Annotated in this window: 25 protein-coding genes and 1 riboswitch; of the genes, 2 read left to right on the top strand and 23 right to left on the bottom strand. The window is 50.1% G+C overall.

Features of this window, described 5'->3' with window-relative positions:
• Positions 1–67 precede the first annotated feature (67 nt).
• The 22 genes from atpA to fni all read right to left on the bottom strand — a co-directional run bounded on the left by atpA (position 68) and on the right by fni (position 21,647).
• The gene (gene atpA / locus ABEQ74_RS10560; protein ID WP_430122135.1) at positions 68–1,582 is read right to left on the bottom strand and encodes a F0F1 ATP synthase subunit alpha; all 1,515 of its coding nucleotides are present in this window, start codon (positions 1,580–1,582) and stop codon (positions 68–70) included.
• 18 nt (positions 1,583–1,600) lie between these two features.
• Entirely contained in the window at positions 1,601–2,146 is a 546-nt protein-coding gene (locus ABEQ74_RS10555; protein ID WP_430122134.1) for a F0F1 ATP synthase subunit delta, read from the bottom strand.
• Positions 2,143–2,631: a F0F1 ATP synthase subunit B gene (gene atpF, locus ABEQ74_RS10550; RefSeq protein WP_430122132.1), complete on the bottom strand. Its 489-nt coding sequence runs from the start codon at positions 2,629–2,631 to the stop codon at positions 2,143–2,145. The genes ABEQ74_RS10555 and atpF overlap by 4 nt, the downstream gene beginning before the upstream one ends.
• Positions 2,632–2,726: 95 nt before the next feature.
• Positions 2,727–2,939 carry a F0F1 ATP synthase subunit C gene (gene atpE, locus ABEQ74_RS10545; protein ID WP_422658615.1) on the bottom strand — a complete coding sequence of 71 codons (213 nt, stop codon included), beginning with the start codon at positions 2,937–2,939 and terminating at the stop codon, positions 2,727–2,729.
• Positions 2,940–3,044: 105 nt separating this feature from the next.
• On the bottom strand, positions 3,045–3,806 hold the full coding sequence (gene atpB / locus ABEQ74_RS10540) for a F0F1 ATP synthase subunit A (protein ID WP_430122131.1): 762 nt from the start codon (positions 3,804–3,806) through the stop codon (positions 3,045–3,047).
• A gap of 35 nt (positions 3,807–3,841) precedes the next feature.
• On the bottom strand, positions 3,842–4,219 hold the full coding sequence (locus ABEQ74_RS10535; protein WP_430122130.1) for an ATP synthase subunit I: 378 nt from the start codon (positions 4,217–4,219) through the stop codon (positions 3,842–3,844).
• A complete protein-coding gene (locus tag ABEQ74_RS10530) occupies positions 4,216–4,446 on the bottom strand; it encodes an AtpZ/AtpI family protein (protein ID WP_430122129.1) in 231 nt (76 codons plus the stop codon). Before ABEQ74_RS10530 ends, ABEQ74_RS10535 begins: the two co-directional genes overlap by 4 nt.
• A 175-nt stretch (positions 4,447–4,621) precedes the next feature.
• The gene (gene wecB, locus ABEQ74_RS10525) at positions 4,622–5,779 is read right to left on the bottom strand and encodes a non-hydrolyzing UDP-N-acetylglucosamine 2-epimerase (protein ID WP_430122128.1); all 1,158 of its coding nucleotides are present in this window, start codon (positions 5,777–5,779) and stop codon (positions 4,622–4,624) included.
• A 62-nt stretch (positions 5,780–5,841) separates the two neighbouring features.
• Positions 5,842–6,471 (bottom strand): uracil phosphoribosyltransferase, encoded by a 630-nt coding sequence (gene upp, locus ABEQ74_RS10520; RefSeq protein ID WP_430122127.1) that lies wholly within the window; start codon positions 6,469–6,471, stop codon positions 5,842–5,844.
• Between the two features lie 336 nt (positions 6,472–6,807).
• Positions 6,808–8,058: a serine hydroxymethyltransferase gene (gene glyA, locus ABEQ74_RS10515; protein ID WP_430122126.1), complete on the bottom strand. Its 1,251-nt coding sequence runs from the start codon at positions 8,056–8,058 to the stop codon at positions 6,808–6,810.
• Positions 8,059–8,147: 89 nt separating this feature from the next.
• A complete protein-coding gene (locus ABEQ74_RS10510; RefSeq protein WP_430122125.1) occupies positions 8,148–8,738 on the bottom strand; it encodes a TIGR01440 family protein in 591 nt (196 codons plus the stop codon).
• A 98-nt stretch (positions 8,739–8,836) separates the two neighbouring features.
• Positions 8,837–9,292 carry a ribose 5-phosphate isomerase B gene (gene rpiB / locus ABEQ74_RS10505; RefSeq protein WP_430122124.1) on the bottom strand — a complete coding sequence of 152 codons (456 nt, stop codon included), beginning with the start codon at positions 9,290–9,292 and terminating at the stop codon, positions 8,837–8,839.
• A gap of 114 nt (positions 9,293–9,406) precedes the next feature.
• Positions 9,407–9,488: riboswitch (ZMP/ZTP riboswitch) on the bottom strand.
• A 93-nt stretch (positions 9,489–9,581) separates the two neighbouring features.
• Positions 9,582–10,169: a low molecular weight protein arginine phosphatase gene (locus ABEQ74_RS10500; RefSeq protein WP_430122123.1), complete on the bottom strand. Its 588-nt coding sequence runs from the start codon at positions 10,167–10,169 to the stop codon at positions 9,582–9,584.
• Between the two features lie 53 nt (positions 10,170–10,222).
• Positions 10,223–10,786 carry a manganese efflux pump MntP family protein gene (locus ABEQ74_RS10495; RefSeq protein ID WP_430122122.1) on the bottom strand — a complete coding sequence of 188 codons (564 nt, stop codon included), beginning with the start codon at positions 10,784–10,786 and terminating at the stop codon, positions 10,223–10,225.
• A 66-nt stretch (positions 10,787–10,852) separates the two neighbouring features.
• Positions 10,853–12,088: an L-threonylcarbamoyladenylate synthase gene (locus ABEQ74_RS10490; protein WP_430122121.1), complete on the bottom strand. Its 1,236-nt coding sequence runs from the start codon at positions 12,086–12,088 to the stop codon at positions 10,853–10,855.
• A gap of 297 nt (positions 12,089–12,385) precedes the next feature.
• Entirely contained in the window at positions 12,386–13,081 is a 696-nt protein-coding gene (gene spoIIR / locus ABEQ74_RS10485; protein WP_430122120.1) for a stage II sporulation protein R, read from the bottom strand.
• 470 nt (positions 13,082–13,551) lie between these two features.
• Positions 13,552–14,730, bottom strand: a complete 1,179-nt coding sequence (locus ABEQ74_RS10480) for an FtsW/RodA/SpoVE family cell cycle protein (protein ID WP_430122119.1) — start codon at positions 14,728–14,730, stop codon at positions 13,552–13,554.
• Between the two features lie 336 nt (positions 14,731–15,066).
• Positions 15,067–16,248, bottom strand: a complete 1,182-nt coding sequence (locus ABEQ74_RS10475; protein ID WP_430122118.1) for an FtsW/RodA/SpoVE family cell cycle protein — start codon at positions 16,246–16,248, stop codon at positions 15,067–15,069.
• Positions 16,249–16,598: 350 nt separating this feature from the next.
• On the bottom strand, positions 16,599–17,489 hold the full coding sequence (gene prmC, locus ABEQ74_RS10470; RefSeq protein ID WP_430122117.1) for a peptide chain release factor N(5)-glutamine methyltransferase: 891 nt from the start codon (positions 17,487–17,489) through the stop codon (positions 16,599–16,601).
• Between the two features lie 4 nt (positions 17,490–17,493).
• On the bottom strand, positions 17,494–18,561 hold the full coding sequence (prfA, locus tag ABEQ74_RS10465; protein WP_430122116.1) for a peptide chain release factor 1: 1,068 nt from the start codon (positions 18,559–18,561) through the stop codon (positions 17,494–17,496).
• A gap of 353 nt (positions 18,562–18,914) precedes the next feature.
• Positions 18,915–20,015, bottom strand: a complete 1,101-nt coding sequence (gene ychF / locus ABEQ74_RS10460) for a redox-regulated ATPase YchF (protein ID WP_053491132.1) — start codon at positions 20,013–20,015, stop codon at positions 18,915–18,917.
• Positions 20,016–20,531: 516 nt separating this feature from the next.
• Entirely contained in the window at positions 20,532–21,647 is a 1,116-nt protein-coding gene (gene fni / locus ABEQ74_RS10455) for a type 2 isopentenyl-diphosphate Delta-isomerase (RefSeq protein WP_430122115.1), read from the bottom strand.
• A 302-nt stretch (positions 21,648–21,949) separates the two neighbouring features.
• On the opposite strand from fni, the gene ABEQ74_RS10450 reads away from it, so the two are divergent.
• The gene (locus ABEQ74_RS10450) at positions 21,950–23,428 is read left to right on the top strand and encodes a phospholipase D family protein (protein ID WP_430122155.1); all 1,479 of its coding nucleotides are present in this window, start codon (positions 21,950–21,952) and stop codon (positions 23,426–23,428) included.
• A 57-nt stretch (positions 23,429–23,485) separates the two neighbouring features.
• On the opposite strand, the gene cls is transcribed toward ABEQ74_RS10450, so the two are convergent.
• Positions 23,486–24,988, bottom strand: a complete 1,503-nt coding sequence (gene cls, locus ABEQ74_RS10445; RefSeq protein WP_430122113.1) for a cardiolipin synthase — start codon at positions 24,986–24,988, stop codon at positions 23,486–23,488.
• Between the two features lie 213 nt (positions 24,989–25,201).
• Here cls and ABEQ74_RS10440 point away from each other — a divergent pair, with 213 nt between their 5' ends.
• Positions 25,202–25,798, top strand: a complete 597-nt coding sequence (locus ABEQ74_RS10440) for a TetR/AcrR family transcriptional regulator (protein WP_430122112.1) — start codon at positions 25,202–25,204, stop codon at positions 25,796–25,798.
• Positions 25,799–25,844 lie beyond the last annotated feature (46 nt).

Here is a 25,844-nt window from a genome sequence, read left to right as displayed (position 1 = left end):
CATTCCATATGATGAAAGAGGATGCCGGGCGTAACCCGGCTCCCCTCCTATTACTTGCCTGAGGAGCTTAGACCGACGCGGCAAAGCCCTTCTTAAATTGATCGATTGCCGCTTTCAAAGCGTTCTCGTTATCGGACGTCAGATCCTTCGTATCCGTGATGGATTGGAGAATTTCCGGTTTATTGCTCTCAATAAACACGAGGAATTCGCTCTCGAAACGACGCACGTCGGCAACTTCGATATCATCGATATAACCTTTAACCGCTGCGTACAAGCTAACCACCTGCTGTTCAACGGACAACGGCTGGTTTACACCCTGTTTCAGGATTTCCATCAATCTTGCACCACGGTTCAAGCGAGCCAAGGTTGATTTGTCCAGATCGGATCCGAACTGGGAGAACGCCTGGAGCTCACGGTATTGCGCAAGATCCAGCTTCATGCCCCCTGCAACCTTTTTCATCGCTTTGATCTGCGCGGAACCACCGACACGGGATACCGAAATACCGACGTTAATCGCTGGGCGTTGACCAGAGTAGAACAGCTCGGACTCCAGGAAGATCTGTCCATCCGTAATCGAAATTACGTTGGTTGGAATGTAAGCAGATACGTCAGAAGCCTGTGTTTCAATAAATGGCAGTGCGGTTAATGAACCACCACCAAGCTCATCATTGAGCTTCGCTGCACGTTCCAGCAAGCGGGAGTGCAGATAGAACACGTCACCCGGATAAGCTTCCCGACCCGGAGGACGACGGAGGAGCAAGGACAACTCACGGTATGCTGCCGCTTGTTTGGACAAGTCATCATAGATGATGAGTGCATGCTCGCCTTTGTACATAAAGTATTCGCCCATTGCGCAGCCTGCGTATGGAGCGATGTATTGCAATGGAGCCGGCTCAGAAGCCGAAGCCGTAACAATAATCGTGTACTCCAGTGCACCGTGACGGCGAAGAGTTTCAACAACTTGTGCTACAGTCGATTGCTTTTGCCCAATAGCAACGTAGATACATTTAACGCCGCTGCCTTTTTGGTTCAGGATGGTATCGATTGCAACCGTGGTTTTACCCGTTTGGCGGTCACCGATAATGAGCTCGCGCTGTCCACGGCCGATCGGTACCATCGCGTCAATTGCTTTAATACCGGTTTGCATAGGCTCATGAACCGATTTACGGTCGATAACACCTGGTGCATTACTCTCAACCGGACGGTAGGCTGCCGCTTCAATCGGGCCTTTACCGTCAAGTGGTTGACCCAGTGGATTGACAACGCGTCCAAGCAGAGCTTCACCTACAGGAACCTCCATGATACGTCCTGTACGCTTTACCTGATCGCCTTCCTTGATATCGGAGTAAGGTCCAAGGATAACGACACCCACATTGCTCTCTTCAAGGTTCAGCGCCAGACCGAACACACCGTTCTGGAACTCCAGGAGTTCCCCGGACATTGCATTCTCCAGGCCGTACACGCGAGCAATACCGTCACTTACTTGAATGACCGTACCTACTTCAGAGACCGTGATATCGGATTTATATTCTTCAATTTGACTTTTGATTAAAGTACTGATTTCTTCAGGTCTGATACTCAACGTTTTCACCCCTATCTACTATGCTCGTCTATTAAAAGACTTTTCAAGACGTTCCAGCTTCCCGGAAAGACTTCCGTCATACAGCTTGTCGCCAATGACAACTTTCAGGCCTCCGAGCAAGCTCTCGTCTACAATATTGGACACACGGATCTTCTGATGCGCCAACTGTCCAAATTCCGAAGCTACCTGTTCTTTTTCCTGATCGCTAAGCGGGTAAGTGGAGTATACTGTGGCATCCGCCAATCCCAGGCTTGCACCTTGTATCTTCACATAACTGTTCAGCAGTTCAGCGAACATATCTGTACGCCCTCTGTCTAGAAGCAATTCAATTGTGTTCAAGACCGGTTGCGATACTTTTCCTGCTAACGCCTGGCTGATTGCGTTCATCTTCACGGACTGGGGAATATTCGGCGTGGTGATGAACTTCTGAATGTCGGCATCGCCTTCAATAGCTTGCACGACTGCACGCAGCTCCTCTTCCACTTCCAGACCCTTCTGCTGCTGAGCCGCTACATCGAACAGCGCCCGCGCATACCGCTTGGCTGCTACTGTATTTTGGCTCATGGTCTGCCTCCTACCTCTTTAAGGTATTGATCCACCAGTTCTTCTTGAGCTTGGTCATTCTTCACTTCCCGTTCAATCAGCTTGCTAGCGATTTTCACGGAAACGCTGCCGATTTCGTTGCGAAGCTCATCGACAGCTTTCTTCTTCTCGTTCTCGATATCACGAACTGCCTCGGATTTCAGGCGAACTGCCTCTTCCTTAGCTTGTTCCATAATTTGCTCTGCTTGTTTGTTGCTAGTTTGTCTGGAACGCTCGATGATTTCGTGAGCATCTTGACGTGCTTGCTCCAGTGCCTTCTTCTGCTCTTCCACATAAGCAGTTGCCTGCTGACGAGTCTGTGCTGCTTCGTTCATCTGGCTCATTACCAGCTCACGACGCTGCTCCATAATGCCGAACAACTTACTGAATGCGAACTTTTGAAGCAAAAGGTAAAGAATAATAAACGCGATAATAGTGATTACCATATTTTCCCATAAAATTGCCATTGAGGTCACTCCTTTCCATCAACACGAAGTGCGGTGCCTAACAAAACGAAGGCGCGGATGGCATCGGCCCTCCCCGCCAAACCGTTGTATTGTTATTAAGTGAACATGATCAAGAACGCGATAACAGTAGCCGCCAAAGGAATAACCTCTACGATACCAACACCGATAAACATCGTTGTTTGCAATTGACCACGTGCTTCTGGTTGACGAGCGATAGACTCAACTGTTCTACTTACGATCATACCGTTACCCAAACCTGCGCCGAGGGCGCCCAGACCTACTGCAATAGCTGCTGCCAAAAATTCCATTGTTAAATATCCTCCTTAAAATTGTTTCAAAATTGAAATTTGGTAAAACATATAGATAATATCTCTTTCGAAAACACCGTGTTACGGGGGATTCGTCCGAGTTGATCAATGCTCTTCATGAATCGTGGTTTGCGAGATGTATACCATAGTCAAGATTGTAAAGATAAACGCTTGCAGTGCACCAATGAAGATACTGAAACCTTGCCATGCGGCCATAAATGGAATACCCCAGAATCCGGTTTTCAGAATGACCGTGATCAGAACCTCGCCGGCAAAAATGTTGGCATAAAGCCGGATTGCCAGAGCAATCGGTTTTGCCAGGTTCTCAATGATATTGAGCGGCAGGAAGATCGGGAACGGTTCGATGTAATGCTTCAGGTAATGCTTGCGATTCAGCTTCAAACCCAGGTAGTTCATCAGTATAAATACAACGATCGCAAGACCAGCCGTAACGGAAATGTCGGCTGTTGGCGACTTCCACCACAATACGTGAGCATAGTGGCCAGGTTCAAGTCCGAGTGTAGCCTGAATTGGCTGACCAAAGACCTTGAAGTCTTCCGGCAAGTCAGTGATAACTGAGAACGGCAAGCCCAGCAAGTTGGCTACAAAGATGAACAAGATAAGAGTAAGCCCCAATGATATGTAAGCTTTCCCCTTCTTCAGATCCATCGCACTTGCTACGACGCCTTGCACAAATTCCACTACCCATTCCATGAAGTTTTGCAGTTTGGAAGGGTTTTCGACAGAAAGATTACGTACTGCCAGCCGGCATAATACGAATACCACCACACAGGTGACAAGGAGCATCATTACCGCTGAAAGATCAATATTCAATCCGCCAAGTTTGATAATCGGTGAATCATGCATAGAATTGTTTTCACCCCTTTCCAAGTTAGCGCTGATCAATGATTGTTTCTCAAACTGAACACAATACTGACAGGAATCGTCAACAATTGGGGTATGAACAGACCGGCGATTGCACCGCCGAGTGATACCTGCTCGAGTCTTACGGCGAAGATAACAATCAGAAGTCCGATGCACAATCTCGTAATGAAGCCGAAGTTGAACTTTTTCACTTCTGGATTGACAGCCAAATGCGCCAGCTGCTGCACTTTCATGGAGAGGAAGCGTACATTAAACAATCCCGCCGCCATGCCCATGATCATCCCCATAAAAATCGGGCGATATTCCGGATAGAGAGCCCATCCGAGAAACAAGGCAGACAATAAGAGTAGCGATACTCTAAATACAGCGTTCACAATGGATGTCAAATCATTCACGCCTGCGCCCCCAAAAACTTTTTAATGAGAAGAGCGATATTCAAAATCCCTACAAAGAGCCCCGAAAGCGTACCGATGGCAATCCACACTCTGGGCCCGTCCAAAACATTCATGAGCCATCGCCCGGTAAAAAAACCGATGAGAATGTAAGCGGCAAGCAAACCGCCTGCCCCGCTAATATACAGCGCTATCATCCAAGGGTTATCTTGACTTTTCGGATTTTTCATATGAACCTCTAATCCCAACTCATTTTACTTAATATTACAAGAGTTTGTCAATGAATCGATTTTATCGATTTACCGTGTAGAATCGGTGTTTTGAGCAATTTAAATTGCACAAAACACCGCGGCAACCGTACAGTTCAACTGTATGCTGTGCCCTTGTCAATCAGAATGAAGAAAACTATGCGTTTGTGAACATTCTGTGAAATTCTTCCGGACGCTCTTTTTGGATGCCAAAATGGTGCAAAATCGCATGGACAATTCGTTCAGAAGCATGTCCATCTCCATACGGATTTGCTGCCTTGCTCATCTTTTCATAGAGCACTTGATCGGTTAATAGAGCCTTAATTCGCTCATACACATTCTCTTCCTGGGTACCGACAAGCTCCAGAGTACCCGCTTCGATGCCCTCCGGACGCTCCGTCGTTTCCCGGAGCACCAATGTCGGCACGCCGAATGAAGGAGCTTCCTCCTGCATGCCGCCGGAATCGGTAATGATAAAGTGCGTACGAGTATAGATATTGTTCATATCCACGATATCCAGGGGATCGATCAGCTTAATGCGCGGATGATTTCCCAGGATGCGATGAGCCGGCTCTTTGACAGCAGGGCTCGGATGAACAGGATATACGATGGCAATGTCTTCAAATTCATCTGCAATGCGTTTCACCGCTTCAAAGATTTGTCGATGCGGCTCCCCTTGAGATTCCCGGCGGTGAGCCGTCATTAGAATCAAACGCTTACCTTCAGCCCAATCCAGGACTGGATGGGTATAACCTTCACGCAGCGTATACTGGAACACATCCGTAGCCGTATTTCCTGTGACGTAGATATGAGATTCCGACTTATTCTCCTTACGCAAATTGTTCGCAGACCATTCCGTCGGAGCAAAATGAAGATCAGCAAGCACACCCGTTAGCTGACGGTTCATTTCTTCAGGATAAGGATTCAGCTTGTTCCAGGTGCGAAGGCCCGCTTCGACATGACCGACTTGAATCTGCTGAAGGAAAGCTGCATAACTGGCCAAGAAGGTAGTCAGCGTGTCTCCATGCACCAGTACGATATCCGGCTTGACCTCACGCAAAACAGGCTCCAAACCTTCCAGGACGCGTACGGTGATTTCGTTCAGTGTTTGGCGATCCTTCATTACGTCCAGATCGTAATCCGGGACAATCTTGAACACATCTAGCACCTGATCCAGCATTTGGCGATGCTGCGCAGTTACGCAAACGACCGATTCAATATGCTCGGGATGACGCTGAAGTTCCAGTATAAGCGGCGCCATCTTGATCGCTTCGGGGCGCACCCCAAATATGGTCATCACTTTCACTTTTGACATGTTTGAAATACCCCTCTTTGCATGCGTAATATTCGAATCCCAATGAAGGGATCGACTTGTAATTATTTCGTTCCGTACAGCCGATCTCCTGCATCACCAAGACCCGGTACGATATAACCGTGGTCATCCAGACCCTCGTCAAGCGCTGCGACATAGATGTCTACATCTGGATGAGCATCATGTACAGCTTTTACACCTTCGGGTGCAGCCACCAGATTCATCATCTTAATCTGCGTGCAGCCGCGTTTTTTTAGCACGTCAATAGCAGCGATGGCGGATCCGCCCGTCGCCAGCATCGGATCGATCACGATCAATTCGCGCTCCGTAACGTCTGTTGGAAGCTTCGTATAATACTCGACAGGCTGAAGCGTAGTAGGATCACGAAACAATCCAACATGTCCTACTTTAGCTGCAGGAAGCAGTTTAACAACTCCATCCAACATACCAAGACCAGCACGCAGGATCGGAATAAGTCCCAGCATCCGGCCGGATATGACCTTTCCCTGCGTTTCCGCTACAGGCGTCTGCACGGATATCGATTCGAGAGGAACCTCCCGCGTAATTTCATAAGCCATCAAAGTCGCAACTTCATCAACCAATTCGCGAAAATCCTTTGTGTTAGTACGCATATCGCGAATAAATGTAAGTTTGTGTTGAATCAACGGGTGATCACAAATCACCAATTTTCCCATGTCAGGTCCCTCCGGTTTTGAGTACAAATGTGATTTCAATATGGGCGTTTATATGTGTGAGCTCCATAAATCTTGTCTATTATATCATTCCCTTTCGTCAATTGACACCTGTCGTAGTCATGTTTATTTCCCGGAGTTTTGACCCTGCAACCGGATCACCATCTCCTTCAACCTAGGTTTTCCATTTCTGCCTATATTGATGCTTCCTAATAACCAACCTGACCGGGAGATGAGAAGCCGCATCCAGCAAAAAAATGATGGGTCCAATAAAAAAAGGAACCCGCCTGCTCCAGGGGGTCCCTTCATCATAACCTTTAATCGCAGGCGAAGCTGTGATTAATATTTCATTTCACTATAAAGAGGGTATTGATCTGTGAGCTCAGCCACCAAGCGGCTTGCTTCTGCAAGCGTCGCCTCGTCTTTAGGCTGCTTCAAGGTCATCGCAATGATCTTCGCGATTCTTACCATTGCTTGCTCATCCATACCGCGGGAAGTAATAGCAGGCGTACCGATACGGATACCACTTGTCACGAACGGACTGGTCGGATCAAACGGGATGGCGTTCTTATTCACGGTAATTCCGATAGAATCCAGAACTTTCTCCGCATCTTTACCAGTGATGTCCAGATTGCGCGTATCAACCAGCATCAAATGGTTATCCGTTCCGCCGGAAACGATGTTCAACCCTTCCTCGATCAGCGTATCAGCCAGCACTTTTGCATTCTTCACCACGTTCTCTGCATAAGTCTTGAAAGACGGATCCAATGCTTCGCCAAGCGCTACAGCTTTGGAAGCAATGACATGCATAAGCGGTCCGCCCTGGGAGCCCGGGAATACGGCTTTGTCGATCGCTTGTGCCCAAGCTTGTTTGCACAGAATCATGCCGCCGCGCGGTCCGCGAAGGGTCTTGTGCGTTGTAGTGGTTACAAAGTGGGCATGCGGAACCGGGCTTGGATGAACACCAGCTGCTACGAGACCCGCAATATGAGCCATATCGACCATGAACAAAGCGCCAACGTCGTTTGCAATGGCAGCCAGCTTCTCAAAATCGATGACGCGAGGATATGCGCTTGCGCCCGCTACGATCATGCGAGGGCGATGCTTGAATGCCGCTTTGCGAACTTCATCATAATCGATTAGGAATGTATCTTCCTGCACGCCGTAGGCAACGAAGTTGTACAGCAGGCCAGAAGCATTAACCGGACTTCCGTGCGTCAAGTGGCCACCGTGAGCCAGGTTCATACCGAGTACGGTATCGCCAGGCTTGAGTGCTGCCAAATAGACAGCCATGTTCGCTTGGGCACCGGAGTGCGGCTGAACGTTGACATGCTCGGCTCCGAACAATTCTTTTGCACGGTCACGGGCGATATCTTCCACGATGTCCACGCGCTCACAGCCACCGTAGTAGCGTTTGCCAGGATAGCCTTCCGCATATTTATTTGTCAGTACGCTCCCCATGGCTTCTATAACCGCTTCGCTGACAATGTTCTCGGATGCAATCAGCTCGATATTGCTGCGCTGACGCTTCAATTCCAAATCCATAGCTTCCAGTACAGCCGGGTCATTCTTCCGCAAATGTTCCATCATGTTTTTATCCTCCCATAATCCATCATTATTATTGTTTCACAGTCAAGACTTCAAGTTTACGACTTGCAAAAAATGAGCTTTCATACGACTCAATCGCAGAGCGTGGAATCATGATCATCCTTCTGCTCCAGCCGGTATACCGCTCGCTCTCCACCAATCAGCTTCGGCCGGGTATAGGCGGCAGTCACGCGGGCCTCACCGATGTAACGCCCGCTTGGCCTGAACGGAACCGCCACTCTCCGCAGATGCATACCGATCAGCGTCTCACCGATGTCAACTCCCGCATGGGCCTCGATGGATTCGGCAAGGCAAGGATCCGTCATGCTGCGGTAAGCTGCCGAGGCCATAGAGCCGCCAGCTCCCGGAATAGGTACAGCTGCCACCTCCGTCAGGCGAAGCCGCTCGAGCAGTTCTCGTTCCATAACAAGCGCACGGTTCAAATGCTCGCAGCATTGATAAACGACAGCGAATCCATATTCCGCTTGAACCTCGGCAATACCCTGAAGAAGCTGCTGCGCTGTTTCAAGCGCGCCTCCCGTTCCGATCCGGCGTCCGGCCACTTCGCTGGTACTGGCTCCGATGACCAGCACTTTGCCGGGCCCCAAGACGGCCGCTTCGACCAGTTCACGGACAATGCTTGCTGTCTGTTCAGACAAGGAGATCTTGGAGATATCGGTCATGTCACAGTCCTCCCGATGTTTTATCACTGAAGAAGCTTCTTTCCTTCGGCACCACAGACCCTGCCGATCCCATAGCGACCCAGCGGTTATGGCTGAGACTAATTCTTCAGATATCGTTCCTCGATGGCCTTGATCTTGTTCACACGGCCGACATGACGCTCGCCATGACTGAAATCGGTTGTCAGCCATGCGCTGACGATTTCCGCAGCCAGTCCGGGACCAACAACACGTTCGCCCAGTGCAATCACGTTGCTATCATTATGCTCGCGTGTCGCTTTGGCCGAGAACACATCATGCGTCAGTGCGCACCGGATCCCCGGCACCTTGTTGGCAGCAATGCTCATGCCGATTCCCGTGCCGCAGATCAGAATCCCGCGATCAGCTTCACCGGAGACTACTTTCTCGCATACCGGCAGTGCATAATCGGGATAATCCACGGAATCGGAACAGCCGCAGCCAAGATCCTCCACTTCGTGTCCAAGACCCTGAATGACTTCTACAATTTCCTCTTTCAGACGAATACCAGCATGATCCGTACCCAATGCAATCTTCATCTATGAAAAACCCCCTTGTATGTTCGCTTTTGCGTTTTAGCTTGTTTCATTATAACCCAAATCGGACGCAAAAGACGAAAAAAGAGCAGTCGGCGCACGTGTTGTGCTCCAATTGCTCTTTGCCCAGGCGACCGGCCGTATCGTCCGATGCTCCACCGTGGTTTCATCCACTTCGTCGCCAGTTACATCGGATTCCATAGTTTTTCAACTTCATCTTAAATCAATATGGAGTGAAAGGCAAGTGGCTTTTTATCTCCATAATTGGTTCTATTTCGCATAGTGCCTGATCCTACTCAGGCCGGTCACCTTCCAGCTTGTCCAGCAGACGGAACAGCGCCGTCCGAATCTCTGCTGCCGTCGCTTCATAATCCTCCCGCGAACCCCCGAAAGGGTCGGAGATATCAAAACTTGGCATACGCTGGCTCAGCTCGATCAGACGCTCGCGCTCGCTGTTACTGACATTCTGTCCGAGCGATCTGGCCAGCTCCAGTGAAGCGTATAAGCTATCCAGTTCACGTAAATCCTCCAGCACCCTGCGATCATCCTCAACAAACTCTTTTAGTGTATGCATCTTGTCTGCAGCGTGCGGAAACTGCCGGATGGCGTAGTGCTTATGCGACTGGGTTAATGTCAGAATCAAATCTGCCCATTCTACCAGACTCGCTGTTAAAGCCTTGGACACCAGGCGCTCTTGAATATCTTGATCCTGGAGGATTCCCTGCGCATGGTGAGAGACCGGCATTCCGTCCACGGCTGAAACCCCGGCAGATTGAGCCTCCAGCGGGATACCCCGTTGTTTGGCCAGCTTCCGCAGCATGCCTTCAGCCATTGGACTGCGACAGGTATTTCCCGTGCAGACGAACAGTATTTTTTTCACAGTCCCGTACCTCCCGTTAGTAGATTCTTGGAGTCATTGTAACAAATATGGCATTAAAAGATAAACATGATCCCAAATACAACCAAAATTAGTCCGCCCAGCATTTCACCATATTCCCCCAGCCGATTGCTTACTTGCCTGCCAAGCAGCAAACCAAGTATGGCCAGCAAACCGCCCACCACACCGAAGGAAACCACGATGAGCAGCACATCATTCACAAACATCCCGAGCGACAGGCCTACCGAGAAAGAGTCTATGCTGACACTGAGTGAGAACAACAGCATACCCCAGAAGGCGGTAGGATGAATCAGCAGCCCTTCTCCGCCTTTCCAGGCGTTATACATCATATGACCGCCGAGAAGAAGCAGCAGTCCACCTGCTGCAAATCCCGTAACATGACCGAGCAGCATGCCTACATAGCGCCCGGCGAATAAGCCGAGCAGCGGCATCAACATATGAAACAACGCGATCATGAAGCTGATGCTCGCCATATGAGCCAAGCGCATGCCGCTTCTCATGCCGACTCCAATACCCAGCGAAAATGCGTCTAGCCCGAGAGCAACTGCCATCAGCAGAATCGCCGCAAGCTGTCCGGATTGGAAAGACGCCTCTAACATGCCCATTCCCCCAAGTCCCATGGTCTTGTACACCATATGCGGACAAGGGATAAATGATGCAAAACTTTACTTTATTCCCGGATAGTCGGGTTCATCATTTTCACTTCCACTTACATAAATCTGATGATGCCCTGCCGCTTTCAGCAGCCGGTTCATCACGGCTGCGCCAAGCCCTTGCTCGGGGCAGGCCTCAGCCAAGATGAAGGTCGCGCCCTCCTCATCAAATCGGCGCAGGCCGGCGTACAGCCGGCGGGCCGCTTCCTCCGGCGCGGCCAGACTGCCAAGCGAAACGGCAACGTCCGCGCGGTAGTGACCGATGTGCTCGTCGAACGACAGCACGCCAGTCACCTCCCCGCGCCGGGCGGCCGCTTCAAGCTCGGCCGCAATGCGTGCCGACACGGCGTCGGCACGCGGGCCCTGCACCACGCACATCGCACCCTTCGGTGCGTAGTGCGTGTACTTCATGCCCGGCGAGCGCGGCGCCGGGCTCTCCGCCTCCCCGGCGGCGCGAAGCAGCGCCGGGTCCAGGCGCACGCTTGCCGCAACGGCGGCAAGCTGCTCGGCCGTGACGCCGCCCGGGCGGAGCACCGTGACGGCGCCGTCTTCGCCGACTTGCACCACCGTCGACTCGACGCCCACCCCGGCAGGGCCGCCGTCGAGCACGCCGTCGATCGCCCCGGCCAGATCCTCCAGGACATGGCTGGCCAGCGTCGGGCTTGGCCGACCAGAGCGGTTCGCGCTTGGTGCAGCCAGCGGACAGCCCGCAGCGCTAATCAGAGCCAATGCCACTTCGTGATCCGGCATCCGTACAGCAACGGTATCCAGTCCCGCCGTCACACGCGTTGACACAGCTCCTGGTTTAACCGGCAGAACCAGCGACAATGGCCCTGGCCAAAATGATGCCATTAGCGCCCGTTCCGTTTCATTCACATGTTCCACCAGACCCTCCAGCTGCGAGAACTCCGATATATGCACGATCAACGGATTATCCGACGGCCGACCCTTAGCGGCAAAGATCCGCTCCACCGCCTCGGTGTTGCCAGCATCTGCACCGAGCCCATATACCGTTTCTGTCGGAAAGGCTACCGTTCCGCCCTGTGCTAGCACCTGCCCTGCCTCCCGCAGCTCTTGTCCGGCCGCCTTCGGGTCCACAGCGGCTTCCTCCCCAATCGTCAAGTCCTTCCGAGAAAACGAGGTCGGTATAGGCCATACCCGGGTCGATAAAGACTCTGTCCGATGATGGCCGCTGTCACAACGTTGCTCCTTATTGTTACCCTCGATGCCATTGCCATTCTGTTTCATAATCTATCCCAAGCTTTCTGTATATAAGTATATAAACGCAGCTCCATCCATTCTACGCTGTTCTTGCTCCAAAATAAAAAGCGCTTTGATTCTTCAGTCCCGTGCCAGTCCCTTTAGGAGGACCGGTCGCGCCAAAGAGAAAGCACTCTTCTATATGAAAGTGTATCACACTGTTCCACGATTGAAAATGCGGCTCCTCTTAACCTGCAAGGAAGCAGCCGAGCTCCGCCACACTTCGCAAGCGGGCTTGGTCAAGCTCTTTCCACTAATATGATCCAACATCCGTACACAACCGATTTAGAACAAGCTCATAACCCAATCCCAGATTTTTAGAAGCATATCCCACAAGAAGAATCGAACCTGGGGTTCACCATCTCCTGCATTCTGCGGCATCTCATTCTCTGCAGTGTCGCTACCCTGAGCAGAAACGGTTTGGACTCCGGCGTCAGCAGGCTGAGCCGCGGCGTCTCCACTGCCCCCATCGATGAAGCAAAGCGGCGGGAACAGCACGCACCACCAGTTTTGGCCTTGGCCTTCCCCTAACGTAATTCGCAGCGCATCATAATCACCGGCAGGATATACCGTGCCTCCATACAGTTTGGTCGGAAAAGGCACAACATCAAGCTCTACATGATAAGAGTATGTGATCCCTCTTCTACTCAACTCTTCACCTACCAATTGGCGAATTTCCGGCAGATGCTGCCTGGTTAACGCCTTGGCCTCTTCCAAGCTTTGCGGATTGTCCAGCTGCAGGACCCAGAGCTCCATTTGTTCAACCACCGCATCGCGAATCTCACGTTTGACGAGCTGATCGGACGGACTATCGGAATTTGCCAGAATTCGCAGACGTATAGACTCTTGAGGGATTGGGCCACCTACAACAGATGCGTCGATCTGCTGCCCTTCCCAAGCCATAATCACCATAAACATACAGGATAAGAGCAACACCATTTTTTTCACAATAATACGGAGGGTTTCACTATAATTAGCCATCTCGGACAACCGCCTCTCTATGAAAGAAACTCTATGATGCTATCAGTATGTCCCTTCGAAAAAGATATAAACGTGGAATCTAGCAATTGGATCAGAAAAACAATTCTATCAATTTATATTCTCGGAAAGACAGTCAAGCAGACAGCGGACGTTTCATAGCGTGATAGAGGACTGACTATTGAGGTACATCGTTATTTTCCTCTTAAAATATTTTTGTACAGCACAATCCCCCATCGTCCATCGAAAACCAAAATAGCACGAACTTGCTCAGTACGAAGAGTATCGTGCGCACTTTCTTGTGCGCACGATACATGGCTCGGGGCATGCTTGGATGGCTGTCGACCATAATCATTCTATAAAAAAGATGCTGTCTCATAAGACAGCATCTTTACGGGAAAGACCATTATTCTGTTCAATTCATATTTACTTTCATATATAAAAAACTAAAACCAGATGCACAAAAAAATAATTTACGCCTCTTTGGTCGCTGCCGGACGGTAGGCATGAGGGTCCGGCATATCTTCCTCCACTTCCTGTCCATGCAATTTCACACTCATGGCAACTCCGAGACTCGCCATACTGATCACAAGGGAAGTCCCCCCATAACTGATGAAGGGGAGCGTGATCCCGGTCAGCGGCATCAAGCCGATAAACATGCCGATGTTCTCGAATATCTGATACAAGAACATAGCCACGACTCCTACGATGAGAAAAGGACCCGCGCGTTCCCGGGATTCAAGAGAAATCAGAATCAGCCGGTGGATTAGAATGAAATACAGCAGAAGCAGGATTGAAGAACCGATAAAACCAAACTCCTCAGCGATCTGCACGAAGATGGAATCGGAATATGCATACGGCACTCTGCCTGATTGGATCGATGATCCCTTCATATATCCCTCGCCGCTCATGCCGCCAGAGGCGATGGCAAGCTTTGCATTCGTGGTATGATAGCTTGCTTTAGCTGTTGCCTTTTCCGGATACAGCCATGGATCAAGCCGTTCCACCCAGTGTGGCTTTAGGATTTTGGATTCGAGCAGTTCATCATGATAATGGATATAGGCCTGTGCGCCTCCAAAAGCCAGCCCTGCCACGAGCGCAAGCCCAATCAAGGCATGGGAGAACTTCACATTTCCAATCCAGAGCAGTCCAAGCAAAATAACCACATAACTCAAGGCATTCCCCAAGTCGTTCTGGATCATGACAAGCGCGAAAGGAACAAACGCCAGGAGTCCGATTGGAACCACATCCCTCCAGAAGGAGAGGAGCGGTTTATTCTTGCGTACCAATACATAAGACAAGAAAATAATCAGAATCAGCTTAAACAATTCTGCCGGCTGAATACTTAGACTTCCAATATATATCCAGCCTTGAGCTCCGTTAATATCCTCACCGATAAATATGACAAGGACCAAGACGGCTAATCCACCCAAGTAAATATATTTGGCGTACTTAATTAACAGTCGGTAATCCAGCAGACTTATTCCGAAAAAAGCAATAAAGCCAACCAGATAAAAAGCAATCATACGGGTGTGAGAGCCTTCAAATTTGGTATCGACGGTCGTGCTGTATATCGACGTAATGCTGATACCCATCATCAAAACCAATACGAAAACGATAACGTAATCCATCTTCTTGAATTTCTGAAGCATGCTTATGATCCCCCTGTGCCAGGAGCAGTTAACTCCCGGTTTGCCTGATACAGGCATATAACGAATTGTGCAAATAGAAAGTTTACCTGATGGTCATGGTTAGACACCGATTGCATCCGCACCATTATCTTTGAAAGCAGCAGATCATTGCAGCTGCTGTACATTCATGCCGCGTAAGTCTCTAATGTTGTATTTTAAAAGATTTTGTCCTTTAATACAATTTAGCATCACATGGATATTTAACCCATAATAAAAGAGATGCTGTATTGAGATAGCATCTCTCTGATTTCCCATCTATCATCACTCAGAAGTATGCGCAGAGTTGTTAAACCCATGTTAATTCAGCTGTTGTAAGGAAGCAGGACGGTACATGGATGGACGAGGCATATCTTCTTCGATCTCCTGTCCATGCAACTTCACGCTCATTGCAACGCCCAGACTTGCCATGCTGATCACAAGCGAAGTACCCCCATAACTGATGAAGGGAAGCGTAATACCTGTCAGCGGCATCAAGCCGATAAACATGCCGATATTCTCGAAGATTTGGTACATGAACATAGCCACAATGCCAACAATTAGAAAAGGCCCGGCACGGTCCCGGCACTCCAGCGCGATGAGAATCATGCGGTGGATCAAAATAAAATAAGCAAGCAGCAGAACCGATGAGCCGATAAATCCAAATTCCTCAGCGATCAAGGCGAAGATGGAATCGGAATACGTATACGGCACTCTTCCCGATTGGACCGTTGATCCCTGCATAAAGCCCTCGCCGCTCATTCCGCCGGAGGCGATAGCCAGTTTGGCATTCTTCGTATGCCAGCTGGCATCCGTGGTCGCCTTCTCGGGAAACAGCCATGGATCAATCCGCCCAACCCAGTGCGGCTTTAATATTTTGGCTTCCAGCAACTCGTCATGATAGTGGACATAGGCCTGAATTCCGCCAAATGCAGCGCCCGCTGCAAGAACCAGTCCGATTAGTGCATGCAGAAGCTTCACATTCCCTATCCAGAGTAAACCGACCAGAATGACAATATAGCTAAGTGCATTACCGAGGTCATTCTGGACCATCACCAATGCGAACGGAACCAGTGTCAACAGCCCGATAGGGATGACATCACGCCAGAAAGAAAGCACCGGCTTATGTTTACGGAACAGTACAAAGGATAGAATAATGACCAGAACGAGCTTGAACAATTCCGCCGGCTGTATACTCAGGCTCCCTATCATAATCCATCCTTGCGCTCCGTTAAGATCTGCACCGATAAATATGACAAGCACCAGGAGAGCGATCCCGCCCCCATAGATATACCAAGCATATTTAATGAACAGCCTGTAATCCAGCAGCGAGATGCCGAAAAAGGCTATGAAACCCACGATATAAAAGAGAAGCATCTTCCGATGGTAACCTTCCAGTTCCGTATTCACTGTTGAGCTGTAGATCGAAACGATGCTAATGATCATCAGCAGCAATAGAACCACAACGATAACCATGTCCATTTTCTTCAGTTTCTGAAGCATGTCTTTAAGTCCCCCTGCGCCGGAGTGATTAACCCCGTTTGCATCACAAGCTGCAAATACACACGCTTGAAGCAAACGACTGGCTTCTCGCTTCTGCCTAACTCAGAAGTATAAGACGAACAGATCCAGAGTGAAATAACACGACTACCAGCACCCATGGTGCGTTCCTAAACAAACACACTTGGCAGCCAACTTCTATTCTAAAAGAAATCCAACGCCAGCACAATGATGTGGCTAACTCCCGTTGACATGGAGTGAGGCACCATGTGGGAGCTGCGCGCAAAGCGAAAAGCATGAACGCTTGGCTATTTTACCAGCATCAGAGAGTACATCGATTACAAAAATAAAAATCACCGTGCTATTCCCAGCACATGCCGGTCAATTCCGACCAAATCCGGCACGATAATGATGTCATTCCAGTGCCCTGCCTGGCGTAGCAATTGTGCCACATTTCCGGCCTGGCCCATGCCCAGCTCGAATGCGATCAGACGTGGAGGTGCGGAGAGCAAGGGCAGCTGCTCCATCATAATCCGGTATGGATCTAAACCGTCTGATCCGCCATCGAGCGCTGTCCGCGGCTCATAGTCACGGACTTCCGGCTGCAGTTCCTCGATATCCTGGGCCGGGATGTACGGCGGATTGGATACCAGGATGTCCGGCGCCATACCGGCAAACGGCTCCAGCAGATTCCCCTGCCGGAACTCAACAGCGGCCTGCAGCTGCTTCGCATTACGCGCAGCAACCTCAAGTGCCGCCGGCGAGATATCACTTGCATACATGTCCCACGCCGCTGCCTGCAGTGCCAACGTGATGGCAATCGCTCCGCTCCCCGTTCCAATGTCGATGGCCTTCAGCCTTACATCCGGTTGCAGGGTGAGCTCCTGCCCATACTTCAGCACCGCTTCCACGAGCAGCTCCGTTTCCGGACGCGGAATGAGAACCGCTGACGTAACTTCAAATGGCCGGCCGTAAAATTCCTGCTCACCGATAATATACTGCGCAGGAACACCTTGCGCTTTTCGATTAATCGCATCTTCCAGAGCGTGACGGCGGTCCGCTGGAAACGGCTCCGCCAGTGCCATATAATAGGAGGTTCCCGACAGCCCCAGCACATGCTCCAGCAGCAGCTGGGCATTGCGCTGCGGCTCCATCACCCGCATGCCGTCTAAAAAAGAAGAAGCCTCTACGAAGGCTTCCCTTATGCTGCGCTGCGGCGTCAATTCAAATGTCGTCCGCTTCAAAGCGTTATACTCCTTTTTCCATCATTTCAGCCTGCTCCGCAAGGGTCAGCGCCGAAACGATCTCTTCAATCTCTCCGTTCATCACCTGATCAAGCTTGTGAACAGTCAGTCCGATCCGGTGATCGGTTACACGGCTTTGCGGGAAGTTGTACGTCCGAATCCGCTCACTGCGGTCTCCGGTACCCACTTTGCTCTTCCGCTCTCCGGCATATTTCGCTTCTTCCTCTTGGCGCATCATATCATAGATGCGGGCACGCAACACTTGTAGTGCCTTCTCCTTGTTGGAGTTCTGCGATTTGCCGTCCTGGCAAGTTGCCACGATTCCTGTCGGGATATGCGTTACGCGTACCGCCGATTTGGTGGTGTTAACGGACTGGCCCCCTGCACCGCTGGAACAGAAGGTATCGACACGGATGTCCTTGTCATGAATCTCGATATCCACTTCTTCTGCCTCTGGCATAACCGCCACAGTCGAGGTTGATGTATGGATACGGCCCCCGGATTCCGTTGTAGGAATCCGCTGCACACGGTGTGCGCCGCTCTCGAACTTCATTTTGCTGTAAGCCCCGCGGCCATTAATCATGAAGATGACTTCCTTGAAGCCGCCTAGATCGTTGGTGTTGGCATCCATCAGCTCAACCTTCCAGCCTTGAGTATCCGCATAACGAGTGTACATCCGGTACAGATCGGAAGCGAACAGAGCGGCTTCGTCGCCACCTGCTGCACCACGAATTTCGATGATCACGTTCTTGTCATCGTTCGGATCCTTCGGCAGCAGTAAAATGCGGATCTTCTCTGCAAGCTCTTGCTCACGTTGGGTGAGCTCCTCGATCTCCATTTTCACCATTTCGCGCATTTCGTCATCCATCTTCTCGCCCTGCATGGTTTTGGCAGCTTCGAGCTCTTCCAGTACATTTTTATATTCAACATAAGCCTCATAAGCAGGCTGCAAATCGGATTGTTCTTTGGAATAATCCCTCAGCTTCTTGGAGTCATTAGCAACATCAGGATCACACAACAACTCACTTAACTTCTCATAACGGTCTGCTAGGGATTGTAATCGGTCCAACATAGGAATTCACCTCTCTAAGATATATTCCTGAGAATATGTCTTCATTGCATGTGATTGGACTATTCCAATAACCGCATGCAAACGACATTTTATTTTACCATGAATCAATAAATTTGACTAGCAGGCAGTTGATAGGGCTGAGGAATTTCTTCCTCCCTGCCAATTTCTTTTATCTGCCTACATCCATCCTGTACATCGTGCGCCCAATATGTGGTTCAAAGGAATGCAAGAATACTGTCGGTCCCGGGCGGATGGTGCGGTACAGCATCCTTTCGGGTGAATCCTCTCTTCAAAAAAACCACGGTCCCACGCACAAAGTGACATGAGGCCATGGTTTTTTGATCCGTCTGTTCTTATACGTTGAAACGGAAATGCATGACATCGCCGTCTTTGACAACGTACTCTTTACCTTCCAAACGCAGCTGTCCGCGTTCCTTCGCACCGTTCATTGATCCGGCCGCAACCAGATCATCGTATGCCACAACTTCCGCACGGATAAAGCCGCGTTCAAAGTCGGTATGGATGACGCCTGCTGCTTGCGGTGCTTTCGTTCCTTTGCGGATCGTCCAAGCACGCACTTCCTGTACGCCAGCTGTAAAGTACGTATACAATCCCAGCAAGCTGTAAGCTGCTTTAATCAGTCGGTTCAGCCCGGACTCTTCCAGTCCCAGCTCCTCGAGGAACATCGCTTTATCTTCGCCCTCCAGCTCGGCGATCTCAGCCTCCACCTTAGCGCTGATCGGAACCACAAGTGCATTCTCCGCTGCCGCGAAATCACGAACCTGCTGTACATAAGGATTGCTGTCCGCTTCCGAAACGCCGTCCTCGCTCAGGTTAGCGGCGTAAAGGACTGGCTTTAATGTGAGCAGATGCAGATCACGGACAATCAGCTTCTCATCGTCGCTCAGTTCCACGCTGCGTGCAGGCTGATCGTTATATAAGGCTTCCTTCAGCCGCTCCAGCAGTTCAACTTCCTGCGCATACTGCTTGTTGCCGCCCTTCATATTCTTCTTCGCGCGATCAATCCGCTTCTCCACGCTGTCAAGATCCGCCAGGATCAGCTCAAGATTAATCGTCTGAATATCGCTAACGGGATTTACTTTACCATCAACATGCGTAATATTCTCATCTTCAAAACAACGAACAACGTGAACGATAGCGTCCACTTCACGGATATGGGCAAGGAATTTGTTGCCAAGTCCCTCACCTTTACTGGCACCGCGAACCAACCCCGCAATGTCAACAAATTCAAAAGCGGTCGGTACTGTCTTGTTCGGCTGAACCAGTTCGGTCAGCTTATCGAGGCGCTCATCCGGCACTTCCACGACACCAACGTTAGGATCGATCGTACAGAACGGGTAGTTCGCCGATTCTGCGCCCGCTTGTGTGATCGCATTAAATAATGTAGATTTGCCGACGTTAGGCAAACCGACGATTCCTGCTTTTAAAGCCATTTATGTGACAACTCCTTATTTAGGTTACTCTTTATCTTTAAGTGCGTGTTCAAAAAGAGCGATTTTCAGCACCGAGAAGGTTGGATGAAGCTAGGGACTGAGGAGCAGAGCGTACGTTTTGGGTACGTGAGCACCTGAAATGTTTCCGTAGGAAACATGCTTCGGAAGCAACTGCTTAGGCCCGGCTGAATTCAAGATTCGATGCCGAGTTGCTTCCTGATTCGCTTCGTGTTAGATATAGAATTTATTCGTTATCAGCAGAGCTGATGGAATTCTATATCGCAAGAAAACCTACCTTTGAATCGCGGTCGCTCATCTTTGATTGGCCTCGATTGGTTTTCTTATCAAAAGCGGGCTTTTTGAACTACCTCTGTAAGTATACAAAGCTTGGAGCCTATCACCCAAGCCATCCATCTTCAGCTAAACAATCTTATTAATTATAGCAGATACCTCATAGACTTCAATACGAATATACGGTCAACGCACCATCCTGATCCTGGGTGCCACAGCGGCTATTTATACCCGGATTAAGCGTCTAGTTGATTTCAGCGCACTGATGTCCCGTGCTCCGATTCCGAACATCGCTGTCCGCAGTTCCAGCTCTACCTGGGCCAGACGCCGGTCAAGCGCTTCGACAGAATCGACGGCTGATCCCAGAAGCCCACGGCCGAAACCGGTCAAGTCAGCTCCTAGTGCAATCGCCTTCGCCGCATCAACCCCACTCTGCAGTCCCCCGCTGCCAATAAGTGCGCAAGTCGGCGCTGCTTCCCGTACTTCCACGATACATTGCGCAGTCGAGTTGCCCCAATCGGCGAAGGCTTCGGCCGCAGCACGGCGAACCGGATCAGGATTGCGGAATTTCTCAACCTGGCTCCACGAGGTACCACCCGCACCTGCTACATCGATGAACGCCACACCAACTCCTAAGAGAGTCTGCGCTGTCTCGCCATCGATTCCCCAGCCAACCTCTTTAATGCCAACCGGTATATCCAGCGTTCGGCACAAATCCTCAATTCTTCCTAGCAAATGACCAAACCGGGTATTCCCTTCCGGCTGAAACACCTCTTGCAGTCCGTTCAGATGAAGCACCAGCATGTCCGCCCCGGCAATATCGACAGCACGTAGGCAATCCTCAAGGCCAAAGCCATAATTCAACTGCACGGCTCCCAGATTAGCAATAACCGGAATGCTGGGTGCACGCTCACGAACACGGAACGTGGAGGCAAGCTCTTCCTTCTCGACCGCAGCCCGGACCGAGCCAACTCCAAACGCCCAGCCGCGACGTTCCGCTGCTTCAGCCAGACGCATATTGATCTCCCCGGTTGTCTTGCTGCCGCCTGTCATGGAACTGATCAACAATGGCGTTCGCACGTTGATACCAAGAAAAGTGGTGTCCAGTGCAATATCATCAAAATCAATCTCAGGCAGAGCAGCGTGGCGAAAGCGATAATGCTCAAAGCCAGCGGTTACCCCTACCGAGCCTACTTCCTCGTTCAGACATAAACGCACATGCTCTATTTTTCGCTCGCCTGTAGGCACCTCCGGCAGCAATCTGTCCCCGTGCTTGTCCGGCCCGCTGGTTGATACGTCTTCCACAGAATTACCTGTGTTCTCTCTAGGCTCCGAATTCATTTCGCAATTCCTCCTTCTCTATTTCAACATCCTCTATAAACAACTCATGACCCTGAGTCTGACCATGTGATCTGATAGGAAACATACCGCTTGTTTCTCATTCTACCCCGGGAGCTTACGATCCACCCGGTCTCCTATGCTTGCTAAATAACAGAAACTGGTGTGCGTCAGGACAAGCCAATCATGTTAATTAACGTTATATGACTGAAGCGACAGGAGGATGGACGATCGTGGGTTTCCCCCCTTTATTTCATAAGCGCCATACAGAGAATCTATATACGCAAGAGGGAGACACATCACTCCTGCCAGGGAAATTAAAAACGCATTCCAAAAGTTCTCGCATAAGAAAAATAGTGTTCATCTGCCTGATTCTTCTTATATTATGGCTGATTGGCGTGATGATCTATCATACCCATAAGCCACTTCCTAAGGGCATTTCCTATGAAAGCCCCTTGTACCAAAGCGATGTTAAGATGTGGGTCGACTTGACCTACCCAGGACCGGATGGCCAGCCGGTACATGATCAAGAAATTGGTCAGCGTATTGGCCAGATTGTCGATGAGTCACGGAAATTCCTGGTGATTGATATGTTTCTGTTCAATAGCTTCACCCATAAAGGCCAAAGCTTCCCTAAAATCAGCGAGGAGCTAACTCAGCGTCTTGTGGCCCATAAGAAAAAATACCCCGACATGGACATCTTCTTCATTTCGGATGAGGTCAATACCGGGTATTGGTCCTATTCGGTTCCGGAGTTCGAGGCCATGAAAGCTGCCGGCATTCAGGTGATCATCACTGATGTCAACCGTCTGCGCGACTCTACGCCTGCTTATTCCGCGGTATGGCGTACTTTCTTTCAATGGTTCGGCCAGTCGGGCACCGGAACACTTCCGAATTTGATGGCAAACGAAGCACCCGATATTACCGTCCGCTCTTATTTGAAGCTGCTCAATGTAAAGGCCAACCACCGTAAGGTTGTCATCAGCGAAAAGACTGCGCTTGTTGCCTCAGCCAACGTCCATGACGCCAGCGCATATCATTCGAACATTGCGTTCGAAACAAGCGGAGAGATTATCAAGGATATGCTTGCCGCCGAACAAGCCGCCGTTCATCTCACAAGTTCAATCAAACTGCCGGAATACGATCCCGAGTCCATGCCGTCCGTTCAACCTTCTGGCAAAGCTAACGATGTCGATGTTCGTTATTTGACCGAAGGGAAAGTCTATAAATATGTTCTGGAGGCTATAGAACAGGCACAATCCGGGGACACACTCTGGATGGGAATGTTCTATTTAGCAGATAGCAAAGTCATGGACCAGCTTCTGAAAGCCTCAGAGCGGGGAGTCGAGGTACGCCTCATCCTGGACCCGAACCAGAACGCTTTTGGCCGGGACAAGATCGGCATCCCCAATCGCCCAGCCGCTGCCGAGCTCATCAAGAAATCCAAAGGCAAAATCTCCATTCGCTGGTACAACACCGGTAAAGAGCAGTATCATACCAAGCTTATGTATATTGCCAAGCCTACAGGCAAGTCCATAATCACCGGCGGTTCTACCAATTTCACCCAGCGTAATTTAGATGATCTAAATCTGGAGAATAATATATGGGCAGCCGCTCCGAAGGATCACCCGCTGATCCAGGATATGAACCGATATTTCAATCGGATATGGTATAACGAAGGAGCCGTCTACAGCCTAGACACCGATGCTTACCAGGAAGAAACCACATGGATCAAGGATATCGTGTTTAAGCTGCAAAAATGGCTCGGGTTCACTACTTTCTAAAATCTTGTGAAAAGGGCGGCAGGGAATAGAATGATTCCCGAATTGCCGCCCCTGCATTTACAGCAGCGGCGACATCAAGCGGGCTGCGGATTCCAGCAGCCGGGTCATGATTCTTTTTTTGCGGGTGTGATTGCGATCATACAGCAGGGCGGATTCGATGTCATGCTCAAAATCGGCTACCAGCTTGCTTACGCTTTCGGTTTGCACAAGCAGTGCGTTAACTTCAAAATTCAGGTGAAAACTGCGCATGTCCATATTGGCCGTGCCGATCGTTGCAACCTCACCGTCGATGATCAGCAGCTTGGAATGCATGAACCCTTTTTCATATTCATAAACCCGCACTCCTACATCCAGCAGAGCCGGAAAATAGGAATGAGACGCTAGGAATGGAAGCCACTTGTCCGGTTTAGAAGGAAACAGAATTCGCACATCAAGCCCTGAGAGGGCCGCAACCCGAAGCGCAGTGAGGATATCCTCATCCGGTATAAAGTATGGTGTTGCCAGCCATACGGACTTGCGCGCTGACACGATCATGGAGAAGAAAATATTTTTGAGGGCTCTTCGCTCATTGTCCGGTCCGCTTGCAATAATCTGCACGGCTCCCGAACGATTCTCCAGCAAATCGGGTGAATAATAAATCGGCTCACTTGGCTGCTCTCCCGTCATGTACTGCCAATCCTGCAAAAACACCACCTGGAGCGTTCGTACCGCCTCTCCGCGGACGAGCAAATGGGTGTCGCGCCAGAAACCGAATGCCTTGCTGCGGCTTAAATATTCATCTCCTACATTCAATCCGCCTACAAATCCAACACTGCCGTCAATAACGACGATTTTGCGATGATTGCGGTAGTTCACACGGCTCGTGAAGAAAATGGTCTTGGGACTGCCGAATACGGCGACCTGTACGCCCGCCTCCCGCATCTCCTGCAGGAAAGAAGGCGGCAGCTGCAGGCTGCCGACAGCGTCAACCATAAACCGCACAGCCACTCCTTCTCTTGCTTTTCTTATCAAAATGTCTTGGATCTGCGTTCCGATTGCATCCGGTCGGTATATGTAATATTCCATATGAATATGATGCTCTGCCTGCTCCAGCTCTGCAATCAAGGCCGTAAACGTATCCTCCCCATTTGTTAGCACCCTGGTATCGCTCGAAAATGAGATCGGTGTGCGTGCCAGACGGGTCGACAGTTGAAGGAGCTGCTGTACGGCCGGTTTGAAGCAGGATACGTCCGGCCTGCTCTTCCGAAGCACCTCGCTAGTATAGACCAGGACGTCTTTTCGTGCCTTTTTGTCATATTTCCGCCGTTTGAAATAGTTCTGCCCGAATAAAAAATAGAATACAAGCCCCACAATCGGGACCAGCGCCAAGAGGAGAATCCAGGCCATCGTGCTTGTGGGATGGCGGTTCTCCATAAATATCATGAATCCGATGGATACCACAGTAAGCGTGGAGAAGATCCCGATGATCGTCCCGGTCGTCTTTCCGAAATAATCCATGCCAAAATAATAAAACGCGAATAACAGCGCGGTGATCAGTACAGCCTGTATTCCTTTCCTCATCTCAATTACCCCTTGTTCTTCATCGTTTCTGTCTCTATGTATGTACGATGTCGGTCACTCCATATTCTACATGATCTCCTTCGGGAACTAAAGACTGTTCTCCCTAGCCAGACTTCCCGGTCAAACAAGTCGCTTTCCCCAGAAAAAAATATTGACAACGTGAATGTAATTTGTTAAAAATTTAACTAACGACCGTTAGTTAGGAGTGTGATTATGACTGCAGCCAAGATTAAACAATCGGCCCTTGCCCACTTCGCTAAGAACGGTTACGAAGGGGCCTCGCTGAAACATATTGCTGATGATTGTGGGATTAAGAAGCCTTCGATTTATGCCCATTTCACAAGCAAGCAGGATTTATTTCTGCAAGTACTTCAAGATGTCTTCGAGCGCCAAGAAGAAGCGATGGTGGCGTATTTTCTGGACCATGCGGATTGGCCGCTGGAGCAGCAGCTGCACGGCTTTCTGGAAAGCCGGCTTCAAGCCTATCGAGTGGATGATGAAGTGCAGTTTTTCTTGCGGATGGCTTTTTTTCCTCCAAGCACGCTGTATGAGGAAGTGATGGGGATGGTATACCCACTGCTCGATAATCAGGAACAGAACTTGTCTAAGCTGCTGGCTGCTGGATGCCCAGTGCATGGACGCATCATCCGCTCTCCGCGCAATGCTGCAATTGCCTATATGACCTTGCTGGATGGAATTCATCTGGAGGCTGTGTACGGCGGAGAAGAGCGAGCCTCAAGACGACTCGTGGCTTCTTGGCCTGTGTATTGGTTAGGGGTGACAAAGCAAAAATATAACAGCAGAAGTTAATCATCTGTGAATGGAACATGATTGCCACGCGAGTTCAGGAAGCCGG

The organism is Paenibacillus solani (assembly GCF_050475945.1).
GTDB lineage: Bacteria > Bacillota > Bacilli > Paenibacillales > Paenibacillaceae > Paenibacillus_AQ > Paenibacillus_AQ solani_A.
The sequence above is the reverse complement of the archived record's forward strand: the minus strand, read 5'-3'. Positions and strand labels throughout refer to the sequence as shown.